Genomic DNA, 11550 nt, shown 5'->3' with positions numbered 1-11550 from the left:
AACCATGCAAAACCATAATCTTCAACAGACAATCAAACGAAGCAAATTGAGATTATGGTTAGGGCGCTACTTCTACATTCTCAAACGTCACCTTGAGTGGATTTTTAGCGATCGCAAATTTGCCACCGAACTTAAACGCGATCGCCTACCCGTTCAAATCTTTACCCATCAGTCGATCTTACTGCGCCAACTCAAAGACGTAGAAATGTGGCTGCAATATAACAAAATCGAAAACTTACGCCTTGCGATCGCGCAGATTGATGGATTAGTGATTCATCCCAATGAAGTCTTTTCCTTTTGGTATTTAGTTGGTAATCCCACCAAACAGAGAGGATTTCAACTAGGCATGGTTTTAGACAATGGCAAAGTCAGCACTGGCTATGGCGGCGGCTTATGTCAACTCGCCAATCTCATCTATTGGATGACACTGCATTCTCCTCTATCGGTCAAAGAACGCTGGCGACATAGCTACGACGTATTTCCAGATGTCAATCGCACATTACCCTTTGGCAGTGGTGCAACCGTCTCCTACAACTACATCGACCTGCAAATTGAGAACAAAACACCGCACCAGTATCAGCTTTGTCTATGGCTAACCGATGAGCATCTACATGGAGCAATCCATTCTGATATGGAAAGTCATTACAAATATGAAATCGTGGAAAAGAATCACCTTATTAGTGGCCCCGTCGCAGGACGATATATGCGCCAAAATCAGCTTTTTCGTAAAATTTGCGATCGCCATACAAATCAACTTCTTGATGAAGAATTGATCACCGAAAATCATGCTCTGATGATGTATGCTCCACTTTTGAGTGCAGGGAAATAAAGATTAGAGCGTGTTTGAGAGGTTAATGGATAGAAATTTTTCGGCTAAAGCTAATATTGCCGCCCCCTAAATCCCCCAATTCTGGGGGACTTTAATCTGGTTCCCCCCAGAATTGGGGGGCTAGGGGGGCTGAAGCAAGACTTCTCAAACACTCTCTTAACCTTTAGGTTATTCTAGAATCTAGAAAAGTACATAACAAGTGTAGATACATGGCAAAAGTAAGCAGTGCCGATCAATTATTAACCCAGTACAATCAAGGAGAGCGCAACTTTGAAGGTTCTGACCTAGATGGAGAAAACCTCAGTGGATTAGTTTTAAAAGAAATTAATCTGAGTCGATCTAGCCTCAGAAAAGCCGATCTGACAGGAACTGATCTTAGCTCTGCACTTTTGTTTCAAACAGATCTATCAACTGCCATTCTCAATCGAGTTGAATTAAGTCGCGCCAATCTCACAGGTGCAAACCTAAGTCGCTCGTTAATGACAGGTGCAACCCTAATCAAATCAATATTACTTAAGGCTTCCTTAAACGGAGCAATTTTATTGAATGCCAACTTAAGCCAATCAAGACTCCGCGAAGCAGACTTCAGTGAAGCAAATCTCAGTAGTGCTGACCTATCTGAAGCCGTATTTACTGAAGCTAAGTTTACAGGTGCAAAATATAGCCTTAGTACCAAACTACCAACAAATTTTGATCCTGTTACAGAAGGGATGCGAATTGATTAGGATTCTATGACTTGTTGACGCGATCGGGCTAGCATCCCATGTTTTGGAGCAAAAATCATCGCCGCCAAAAATAACAAGGTTTGCAAAACCACAATACAGCCACCCGTCGAGCCATCGATGTGATAACTGATGTAAGTCCCCATCACACTAGCAAACATCCCCGAAGCCATCGCAATCAACATCATATGGTCAAAGCGATCGCTCAACAAATAGGCAGTTGCCCCAGGGGTAATCAACATCGCCACGACAAGGATAATTCCTACAGTTTGTAACCCTGCTACCGCCGTGAGCGACAACAACGACAGCAACACGTAATAGAGAAATGTGGTATTCATACCGATTGAACGAGCATGGGTCGCATCAAAGCAAAAGAGAATCAAATCCTTTCGCAAAATCGCGAGCGTCACCAATGTAATCACACTGATAATCACGGTTTGGACAATATCACTATCAGCGATTCCCAACACATTCCCAAATAGAATATGTCCTAAATCGACAGTACTTTTGATCTTCGATACTAGCACTATTCCCAAGGCAAATAGCCCCGTAAAGACCAAGCCAATTACTGTATCTTCTTTAATTCTTGTATTCGCTTTGATAAAGCCGATCGCAATTACAGAACCTACGCCAAACACAAAAGCCCCGATCGCAAAGGGAATGTTAATCACATAGGCAAGTACCACCCCCGGAAGTACCGCATGGGATACTGCATCGCCCATCAACGCCCATCCTTTCAAAATCATGAAGCAAGACAAGGCTGAGCAAACAATCCCCACAAGGGCGCTCACCCAAATCGCCTTCACCATAAACCCATATTGTAACGGTGCTGTAAACCAATGAATAATATCCATTCTTAAATTCCTAAAATCTGATGAGCAAAGATCCAGCCCTCATCCCCCAACCCCTTCTCCCGCAGGAGAAGGGGAGCTAATTTCCTATTTTCTTTCGCCTGTTGGAGATAATCTAAATCTCTTATTCCCCTCTCCTGCGGGAGAGGGGCTAGGGGTGAGGGATGAACTTACGCAAACTTAAAAGAACCACCAAAAGTCCGTGAAATATTTTCTTCGGTAAATACCTCTGAAGTCTGACCATAGGCAAGAATCGTGCGATTGATTAACACCACTTGATCGCAAAAAGTATTAATCGATTCCAGATCGTGAGTAGAAACCAGCACCGTATAACCTGCATCGCGCAATTCCATCAGCAGATTAATCATCATCTTCTCAGTCTTCACATCCACACCCGCAAATGGCTCATCAAGAAGCAACACCCTGCCCTGTTGCGCCAAAGCCCTTGCAAAAAAGGCACGTTTCTTTTGACCACCCGACAACTCACCAATTTGGCGATCGCGCATTTCCCACATTTCCACACGCTCTAAGCTCTCACGTACCACTTGGCGATCGAGCGCTTTCGGCATCCGCAGAAAATTCATATAGCCATAACGTCCCATCATCACCACATCATGGACACTCACAGGGAAGTTCCAATCTACCTCTTCTGTTTGTGGCACATAGGCAACTAAGCTCTTTTTTTGAACAATCCGAATTGGTAAGCCATTAATCAATACTCTGCCGCTCATCGGTTTGACAAAACCCATTACCGACTTAAAGAGAGTTGACTTACCTGCACCATTCATTCCTACCAGACCACAAATTGTGCCTGCTTTCAGTTGTAAATTAGCGCTATGCAAGGCAACCTTCCCATGATAGGCAACCGTAACATTCTCAATATCAATGCTAATCGTATCCATAATTTTCTCTTCTCCTTAATTTCTATTTGCTTATCTTGATTAATTACGTTTGGTTAATTACTCTGTAATCCCTTAATTAAAGTATTGACGTTGTATTCCAATAACTTCAGATATGTCGGTGTAACGCCATCGGGAGGAGATAGCGAATCCACATAAAACACTCCTCCATACTTCGCTCCTGTCTCCTTCACCACCTGCATCTGCGCCGCATTACTCACCGTGCTCTCACAAAACACCGTCGGAATCTGCTTAGCTCTAACGGCATCAATTACTTTTTGGACTTGTTTCGGTGTGGCTTGCTGCTCCGCATTCACTGGCCAGATATATATTTCCTTCAAACCATAGTCCCGCGCCAAATATGAAAAGGCTCCTTCACAACTGACGATATAGCGTTTATCAGGAGGAATTACTGCGATCGCCTGTTTGAGTTTGGCATCAATATCTTTAATCTTTTGGCTATAGGCTTTAGCATTTACCTCATAGGTCGCAGCATTTACAGGATCGAGCTTGACCAATGCCTTACGAATATTGTCCACATAGATCAAGGCATTCTGCGGCGACATCCAAGCGTGAGGATTCGGCTTACCTTGATAAGCATCTTCGGCAATATTTACTGGTTGCACACCCTCCGATAAGGTTAATCGCTCGGCTCTCGGAATACTGTTATAAAAACGATCTGCCCAACGCTCTAGATTTAGACCATTATCTAAAATCAGATCCACACCTTGCCCACGCTGCAAATCGCTCGGTGTTGGTTCATATCCATGAATTTCTGCCCCCACCTTAGTGATTGACTCGACGATCGCTTTATCCCCCGCCACGTTTTGCGCCATATCTGCCAGCACTGTAAAAGTGGTCAAAATCACCTTCTTGCCTTGAGGATTTTGGCGAATGGCATTGTTGTCGGCAGCTTCACGCTGACTTGCTGAGTTCGTGCATCCACTCAGCCCAATCATCAATACGCAGCTAGACAACGCAGCATATTTCACTAAATATTTAGTTAGTGCCTTCAACCTTGATTTGCTAATGCTTTGGGACTTCATGATTATTTTCATAATCGTTTCACTTTTTGAAATATAGCATAGAAAGCCAAGAAAATGAAACGATTATGAAAAGCCACCCTAATTTTAAGAAATGTGTCTATCTACTACGAATAAGAACCCCAGAGAAATTTTTGAAAGCGCAGCTTTCAAAAATTTCTCTGGGGTTCCAGTCAGCGCAAAGCGCTGTATAGGTTCAATCTTTTGTAAACCATAGGATATTGACCAGAAAAAATGATTTTCACGATGTGCCACTTCAGATACACTAAATAGTTGAAAGCAACGAAAAGTGTTATGACGACTGTTTCTGAGAATAGACCCAGCACCCAAAATGGCAAAGTTGAGCCAATCATCGATGGCAGTGAAAATCTCGGTGTAATCGTCAGACGCAAAACCCGACCCGTGCAAGTAGGCAATATCACCATCGGTGGTGGTGCGCCCGTAGTTGTGCAGTCGATGATTAACGAAGATACTCTCGATATCGATGGCTCCGTCGCTGCAATTCGCCGCCTGCATGAAATTGGTTGTGAAATTGTCCGCGTCACCGTCCCCAGCATGGCTCATGCCGCCGCCCTCTCAGAAATCCGCCAAAAGCTCAAGCGTACTTATCTCGATGTGCCTCTAGTCGCCGATGTCCACCACAACGGCATGAAAATTGCCCTTGAAGTCGCTAAGCATATTCACAAAGTTCGCATCAATCCCGGACTCTATGTATTCGAAAAGCCTAAAGCTGATCGCACTGAATACACCCAATCAGAATTTGACGAAATCGCCGAAAAAGTCCGTGACACCCTTAAGCCCCTAGTTCTATCCCTCAAAGAACAGGGCAAAGCGATGCGAATCGGCGTAAATCACGGTTCCCTCGCCGAACGGATGCTCTTTACCTACGGTGACACTCCTCAGGGCATGGTCGAATCAGCGATCGAGTTTATCCGCATCTGTGAAGACCTCGACTTTAGAAATATTGTCATCTCCATGAAGGCTTCCCGCGTCCCTGTGATGATCGCAGCCTATCAATTGATGGTCAAACGCATGGATCAATTGGGCATGGATTACCCCTTGCACCTCGGCGTAACCGAAGCAGGCGATGGTGAATATGGACGGATCAAGTCTACCGCAGGCATTGCCACATTACTTGCTCAAGGCATCGGTGACACCATACGCGTATCCCTCACCGAAGCTCCCGAAAAGGAAATCCCCGTTTGCTACAGCATTCTCCAATCCCTCGGACTCCGCAAAACAATGGTGGAGTATGTCGCCTGTCCATCCTGCGGACGCACCCTATTTAACCTCGAAGAAGTCCTCCATAAAGTCCGTGAAGCAACTAATCACCTCGTCGGTCTCGATATTGCTGTCATGGGTTGCATCGTCAACGGACCTGGAGAAATGGCAGACGCAGACTACGGCTATGTCGGCAAAACTCCCGGCACAATCTCACTCTATCGCGGCAAAGAAGAAATTAAGCGCGTACCTGAAGCCGAAGGGGTAGAACAATTAATTGCCCTCATCAAATCCGACGATCGCTGGGTTGATCCTTAGTTGTTTGTGGTTTACCTAAGTTTATATTTTATCTAAGTTTAAATATAAGCGTATTGTTTTCCTTGTTTCAAGGAAATTAATATGAAGAAACTATACGAACAAGACTATAGCCAATGGGCAAAAACTATGGCTGATTTACTTGCATCGGGAAACTTTACACGATTGGATATTGAAAATTTGGTGGAAGAGGTAAGGGATTTATCCAAACGGGAACGTGATCACCTATTGAGTAGTTTGCGGCTTATCTTGCATCATCTACTAAAATGGGATTATCAAAGTCATAAGCGATCGCGCAGTTGGCAAAATGCCATTGGTAGAGAACGCGATGATATAAGACTCTATCTAGAAGATAGTCCCAGTCTGTCTCGATATTTAGATAACCCAAGTTGCTACCTATTAAAAATCGGCTCAAAACAAGTTAAAAACAGCCTCGCTAAGTCCAAAATGACGCTATTTTTATATAAAAATCTAGCATTTTTTATTTTAACTTTAGTCTTAAATGAATAGGTAGCAACTTGGGTTAGATAATGAATCTCTCGAAAAGATGTATCGGGTTGCTCGTTATAATGTCATGCGGGAAACTGGCTTAAATGGCACTGGTCAGTTAACCCGTGAGAGAAGTAAAGCCTCGTAATGAGAGCAACTCCAACATGGAAAGCGGTCGATGATATAGACCAATCGCCATAGGAGACTGTCAAGTAAAATGTGTAAAGTCTAGAAGCTAGACGTGGAGACGATCCTCGAAGAGGATGGCAAAGCGATTAAGAGCAGGTTTCCAATCACGAATCGGCATCGTCCACTTCTTCGAGATATTCCGCATTGCTAAATAAACGAGCTTGAAAGCAGCATCATCAGAGGGAAAAATCTGTTGGGATTTAATCACCTTCCGCAAACTACTGTTCATCGACTCAATCGCATTGGTGGTATAAATCGCCCTGCGAATCTCGGTCGGGAAAGCAAAGAAGGGGATAATGTTTGCCCAATGACTGCGCCAAGACTTGGAGATTGATGGATATTGCTTGTCCCACTTTTCAGCAAAGAGTTCGAGATTAAACTCAGCCTCCGATTCCGTCGCCGCGCTATAAATAGCCTTGAGGTCAGCACAAACTTGCTTGCGTTGTTGCCAAGGTACAAAAGCGACCGAGTTTCTGACCATGTGGACAATGCATAACTGCACCTGAGTTTTAGGAAATACCGTCTCAATCGCATTAGGGAAACCAGTCAAGCCATCGACACAGGCAATCAAAATATCTTTGACCCCACAGTTGTGAATTTCGGTGAGTACTGACAACCAGAATTTCGCACCTTCATTCGGAGAAATCCACATACCCAGTAATTCCTTGTACCCGTCCATATTCACGCCCAAGGCAAAGTACAAGGATTTGTTAATCACTCTGCCATTGTCTCGGACTTTGATGACTAGACAGTCCAGAAAGACGATTGGATAGACTGCTTCAAGGGGACGGTTTTGCCATTGCTTCACCTCGTCAATTACTGCATCTGTAACATTGGAAATAAGTGTTGGTGATACTTCAACACCATACATTTCTTGCAACTGGGCTTGAATATCCCTGACACTCATACCTCGTGCGTAGAGAGCAATGATCTTTTCATCTAGTCCTGACAAGCGACTTTGTCCTTTCTTCACCATCTGCGGTTCAAACTCCCCTTGCCGATCTCGGGGGACTGCGATTTCGGCTACGCCAAAGTCACCTTGCACTTTTTTCTGGCTATAACCGTTGCGACTGTTAGTTTGTCCTTCTGGTCTTGGTTCATGTTTTCCGTAGCCCAGATGCATGGATAGTTCTGCTTCCAATGCTCTCTCCACTAATGCGGTCGTCAGTTGCTTCAGGATTCCTCCTTCTCCGAATAGGTCAGGTGGTGTTTTACATTCTTGCAGCAATTCGTCGAGCAATTCTTTGCGTATATTCATCAGCTTTAGTGTTGGTAATTGTGTGTCTAGATCATCTCTCTGTATATATCCCAGACTTTACACATTTCACTTTACACTCTCCGCCATAGCTGGAGTCTTATTCTTGCCTAAGCCCGCATGAGGTCTTACCCAGTTGTGCACTAATCTTTGCACAGTGACTGTGCGTTGTAATCCTTCAGTATTCTTTGAATACAGGTTTTGTCTGCGGCGATAAGCGCTACATCTACTTCTCAAGGCACTGTTGTTTGCTTCATTGTGATTAGCATGAACTTCACTCTTGTCGCTAATCGCTGTATAGGGATGCTCAGGTTTTACCCATTCGACCCGACGATTTCCCTGTGAGCCTTTGATTTTGATCGCCACTTCTAATCCATATCGCCATACTTTCCGATGTCCATACTCACGACTTACTTCGGTGGATTTGAGGTATACACTTGCCATTTGCCACAGTTGTTGGGCATATCTCCTTTCCCCATCGCTAAACCATCGGATGTATTGACTTGCCTTTCCCCATGTCCATGCTGTTTTTGTTGCTTTTGCAAATAGCTCGGTATTTTTCTGTCCTGCCTTTGCTTCAATCCAAGAGCGACTGTTACGTTCGATAAATATCACTGTCCACCCTTTTGATTCACTGGGGGGGAAGGTTCTCGCCTACGCGAGTATAAATTTCATCTCCTTCAATAGTCACTTCTCCTCCTGCTGGGGCTTCTGGACTCCATTGTTCTGCATGATTTGCCAGTTTTTGCTCCCATCTCATGATGCTAGTGTGTGATTTTTCTAGCACTCTCCCACTTGCTCTGATTCCCATCCCCTCTGTCCTCATTTTCAGGGCATAGGACACGATACTTGCTGGGGTTCTTAGCCTTGACATCGCTGTTCCTGTCCGTTCGTTGAATCGCTTGCCACATCCTTTGCATAAGTAATTTTGGATCGCTTTGCCGTCTTGGTGGTAATCTTTGCCATTCTTGACCACTTTTTCGCTTTGGCAGTGGGGACATTCCATGCTTTCTTCCGACTCTACCTCTTTATTTTAACCCTCACTCCTTTACTGACCAGTGCCAATTTTCCTGAGATCTGCCCCTAAAACATTGAAATCGTTCTCAATCGCCCTATTGATTTTAAATAATTTTATAACTAAATCCGATAATCGCTGGGTCGAGCCTATATATATTCCAATTTATTCAAAAAAATTTCTATAGAATTAATTTCGCTTTCGGGTAATCTCATATATTTTGGCATCGACTAAAAAGCGATACCAAAAGCCCTGAAGGAAATGAAAAATCAGACCTTGGATACCATCTAGAAATCCTAATCCGATAATATAGCGCGTTAGGAAATATAGAAAAGCACGCAAGAAAAGAGGCGATCGCGCATAAAAGTTTTTCTTTAACCATCTTCGTTTTCCAGCTTGAGAAGATTGAGTGCTACTTATTAGGTCATCTTGATCATCTGGCATACTTAGCAAGTCTTTAACCTCGCGGTCTGCATAGCGGTTATGTTTGTCTGTCCAAAAAGTCAATCCTTTTTGGTTGTCATCAATGATGTCATATTTGAGATTAGCAACTTTACCTTCAGTAAGCAGAATATGCTCATCCATCCAGCGCTGTTCACAAGTCCCTAAACCGTTACGCCAAACTCTCAGTAACCACGTAGGATAATAGCCCCCATAGCGAATCCAGCGTCCCATAAAAAATACACGCCGTTTTACCTGATATCCAGTAATTTGATCAGGTGTTTTCGGCAAAACATATTTTAATTCATTAACTAGTTTAGAGGTAAGGCATTCATCGGCATCAAGGCGCATAACCCAAGGTGTAGAAATTGGCAAATTTTCTAGTGCCCAATTTAATTGTTTTGCATAATTTTCCCAAGGATGAATGAAAACCTGACAACCAGCTTGTTTTGCAATTTCAACAGTATTATCTGAACTACCAGAATCAACAATAAATATTTCTGCATTAAGAGCTTGTAAGCTTGTGAGACAAGCAGGTAAATTCACTGTTTCATTGTAAGTCAAAATAATGATAGATAGAAACATTTTGATGTGGATTTAATTACTAATGTTTTGATATTCTTGTTTGGTTATTGATCGACAATTAAATGATTAGAAAGGTTCAGAACAACAAGTTTTTGATAGGATTGTATAATCCACTCAACTAATAAATCAAGCATCTTATTTTGTTTTAAAAAATAGAACTTTAGATAAATAAGTAATTAAATAGAAAAGTAGAAATTGTCTGCAATTTACAAAAAAAGTAATAGTAGTAGATTCAGCACCATTAAGTGAATTCTGAAGTAGGGAAGATATCAGAGTTATATACAATAAAATTAAATTACTATCTATTGTTATCTTTGTCAAAAAATTATAAATTAGATAAATTACCAAAGGGTATATGAGTAATCCTATCCATGAAAAATCTAAAAATGCTGATGTGATATATGAATTAGCAATATCTGGTAAAGATAAGTTGTAGAAATAATTATAAAGGTTTTCACCTGCGATAACTGTTGTTTTATCAATAAAAAAATTACTAGGTGAAGACACTAATAAGTTTGAGATAAAATCTTGCCCCATTAAAGCTCCTATCCTAGTTACAACATGAACTGATGTAACTAGGAAACCAAATACAAAGGTTCTTGTAGAGAGATTCTGCTCAACTAGTTCATTAAATATTTTCAATTTTTCTTGTTTAGAAGGATCTGTCAATATATCTAAATAAGAAGAAAAAGCATCTAGCAAGTAAGATATCAAGGTAGTATCAACTGTTTTGTAATAAGTATAAGAATAAAAACGTAGATATGCAAAGAAATTAAACCCAAACCAAACTAATAATATGACTAAGCTAATCACACAAACTTTTTTTATAGAAAGGAATTGACGTGATATTATACTTTTATAATTACAATTACTTATAATAAAACCTATAAAAACACTTATAGCACCAAACAATATATCTCTTCTGCCTGCAATTAGCAGCCACAAAAAACAACTAAAACACATAAAATATAATGGATAATTTTTGACAGCATAAATATTTTGCTTTGATGATGACCAACCCATCAAAATTCCGATCAAAAAAGGCGCTAAATTGCATAAAAAATATCCAACTGAAAGATAGATATCAAAATTAGTCAAGTTTGAATTGTTTTCCGTAGACTTAGTGATTGATGATGCCGCATTAAATATAGCTTGCCCTGACACGATCAGATAAATCTGTATAGTAGATATAAATAGACCAAGATAAGTTAAATAGATATAAGTTGACTTATGTGCAGATCTTATTTTAAATTGTAGGCTTTTGATAACTAGAGTATCTAATTTAGATATGTTAGATAGTATAATAAGAACTGTACAGTAAATATTTAAAGCTACAACTGCATTACCTATATCTTCTAATGTATATTCACTTAAGCTTTTTTGCCAGTATTCATTTGCAAATATGTAAGTATTTAAAGCCCCTATTGCATAGCCATTAAGAGTAGATGAAGCTAAAATTCGCAATATTTTAATCTCTACTAAAAAAGTGCTGACAATTAGAAATATTCCACAAATTCCAGAAACGAATAAAGATAAAGCCAAAAAATTGATGCCAGTTTGAATTGTAAACAAACACAAAAAAGTAGACAAGATAAGTAGGAAAATACTTGTCCTATCACTAATGATTTCTAGAAAAATATTTTTTCCCTTCATTCCAATCTTTAATTAGTATTTAGATAGTCTATTTCTTCAATGC

The 11550-nt window shown here is 41.2% G+C and carries 10 protein-coding genes and 1 pseudogene; 4 read left to right on the top strand and 7 right to left on the bottom strand.

Going from position 1 to position 11550, the window contains the following annotated elements; translation table 11 throughout:
* The first annotated feature begins 4 nt into the window (after positions 1 to 4).
* Positions 5 to 829 carry a VanW family protein gene (locus NMG48_RS19965; RefSeq protein ID WP_271253155.1) on the top strand — a complete coding sequence of 275 codons (825 nt, stop codon included), beginning with the start codon at positions 5 to 7 and terminating at the stop codon, positions 827 to 829.
* A gap of 209 nt (positions 830 to 1038) precedes the next feature.
* Positions 1039 to 1554, top strand: a complete 516-nt coding sequence (locus NMG48_RS19960; RefSeq protein ID WP_271253154.1) for a pentapeptide repeat-containing protein — start codon at positions 1039 to 1041, stop codon at positions 1552 to 1554.
* Here the strand turns inward: NMG48_RS19960 and NMG48_RS19955 are convergent.
* From NMG48_RS19955 to NMG48_RS19945, 3 genes are all read right to left on the bottom strand, one after another.
* Complete coding sequence (locus NMG48_RS19955; RefSeq protein WP_271253153.1) at positions 1551 to 2405, bottom strand: metal ABC transporter permease; 855 nt, start codon at positions 2403 to 2405, stop codon at positions 1551 to 1553. The genes NMG48_RS19960 and NMG48_RS19955 overlap by 4 nt on opposite strands.
* 167 nt (positions 2406 to 2572) lie before the next feature.
* Positions 2573 to 3304, bottom strand: a complete 732-nt coding sequence (locus NMG48_RS19950) for a metal ABC transporter ATP-binding protein (RefSeq protein WP_271253152.1) — start codon at positions 3302 to 3304, stop codon at positions 2573 to 2575.
* Positions 3305 to 3357: 53 nt separating this feature from the next.
* Complete coding sequence (locus NMG48_RS19945; RefSeq protein ID WP_271253151.1) at positions 3358 to 4359, bottom strand: metal ABC transporter substrate-binding protein; 1002 nt, start codon at positions 4357 to 4359, stop codon at positions 3358 to 3360.
* 279 nt (positions 4360 to 4638) lie between these two features.
* Here NMG48_RS19945 and ispG point away from each other — a divergent pair, with 279 nt between their 5' ends.
* On the top strand, positions 4639 to 5883 hold the full coding sequence (gene ispG, locus NMG48_RS19940) for a (E)-4-hydroxy-3-methylbut-2-enyl-diphosphate synthase (protein WP_271253150.1): 1245 nt from the start codon (positions 4639 to 4641) through the stop codon (positions 5881 to 5883).
* Between the two features lie 81 nt (positions 5884 to 5964).
* On the top strand, positions 5965 to 6390 hold the full coding sequence (locus NMG48_RS19935) for a DUF29 domain-containing protein (RefSeq protein WP_271253149.1): 426 nt from the start codon (positions 5965 to 5967) through the stop codon (positions 6388 to 6390).
* 214 nt (positions 6391 to 6604) lie between these two features.
* Here the strand turns inward: NMG48_RS19935 and NMG48_RS19930 are convergent, their stop codons facing one another.
* The 4 genes and pseudogenes from NMG48_RS19930 to NMG48_RS19915 all read right to left on the bottom strand — a co-directional run bounded on the left by NMG48_RS19930 (position 6605) and on the right by NMG48_RS19915 (position 11396).
* Positions 6605 to 7816 carry an IS256 family transposase gene (locus NMG48_RS19930; RefSeq protein ID WP_271253148.1) on the bottom strand — a complete coding sequence of 404 codons (1212 nt, stop codon included), beginning with the start codon at positions 7814 to 7816 and terminating at the stop codon, positions 6605 to 6607.
* An 84-nt stretch (positions 7817 to 7900) separates the two neighbouring features.
* Positions 7901 to 8819, bottom strand: a pseudogene (locus NMG48_RS19925) (transposase); the annotation flags it as partial.
* Positions 8820 to 9017: 198 nt separating this feature from the next.
* The gene (locus NMG48_RS19920; RefSeq protein ID WP_271253147.1) at positions 9018 to 9854 is read right to left on the bottom strand and encodes a glycosyltransferase family 2 protein; all 837 of its coding nucleotides are present in this window, start codon (positions 9852 to 9854) and stop codon (positions 9018 to 9020) included.
* A gap of 135 nt (positions 9855 to 9989) precedes the next feature.
* Positions 9990 to 11396 carry a hypothetical protein gene (locus NMG48_RS19915; protein WP_271253146.1) on the bottom strand — a complete coding sequence of 469 codons (1407 nt, stop codon included), beginning with the start codon at positions 11394 to 11396 and terminating at the stop codon, positions 9990 to 9992.
* Positions 11397 to 11550: the final 154 nt, after the last annotated feature.

It is taken from the genome of Pseudanabaena sp. Chao 1811 (assembly GCF_027942295.1).
In the GTDB taxonomy this organism is placed as follows: domain Bacteria; phylum Cyanobacteriota; class Cyanobacteriia; order Pseudanabaenales; family Pseudanabaenaceae; genus Pseudanabaena.
Note: the sequence above shows the minus strand (reverse complement) of the source record. Positions and strands in the feature narration are given on the sequence as shown.

What these genes read in the sequence shown, in the direction of transcription:
- NMG48_RS19935 (WP_271253149.1), top strand. Translation starts at nt 5,965, where the DNA reads ATGAAGAAACTATACGAACAAGACTATAGCCAATGGGCAAAAACTATG.
- ispG (WP_271253150.1), top strand. Translation starts at nt 4,639, where the DNA reads ATGACGACTGTTTCTGAGAATAGACCCAGCACCCAAAATGGCAAAGTT.
- NMG48_RS19930 (WP_271253148.1), bottom strand. Translation starts at nt 7,816, where the DNA reads ATGAATATACGCAAAGAATTGCTCGACGAATTGCTGCAAGAATGTAAA.
- NMG48_RS19960 (WP_271253154.1), top strand. Translation starts at nt 1,039, where the DNA reads ATGGCAAAAGTAAGCAGTGCCGATCAATTATTAACCCAGTACAATCAA.
- NMG48_RS19950 (WP_271253152.1), bottom strand. Translation starts at nt 3,304, where the DNA reads ATGGATACGATTAGCATTGATATTGAGAATGTTACGGTTGCCTATCAT.
- NMG48_RS19945 (WP_271253151.1), bottom strand. Translation starts at nt 4,359, where the DNA reads ATGAAAATAATCATGAAGTCCCAAAGCATTAGCAAATCAAGGTTGAAG.
- NMG48_RS19965 (WP_271253155.1), top strand. Translation starts at nt 5, where the DNA reads ATGCAAAACCATAATCTTCAACAGACAATCAAACGAAGCAAATTGAGA.
- NMG48_RS19920 (WP_271253147.1), bottom strand. Translation starts at nt 9,854, where the DNA reads ATGTTTCTATCTATCATTATTTTGACTTACAATGAAACAGTGAATTTA.
- NMG48_RS19955 (WP_271253153.1), bottom strand. Translation starts at nt 2,405, where the DNA reads ATGGATATTATTCATTGGTTTACAGCACCGTTACAATATGGGTTTATG.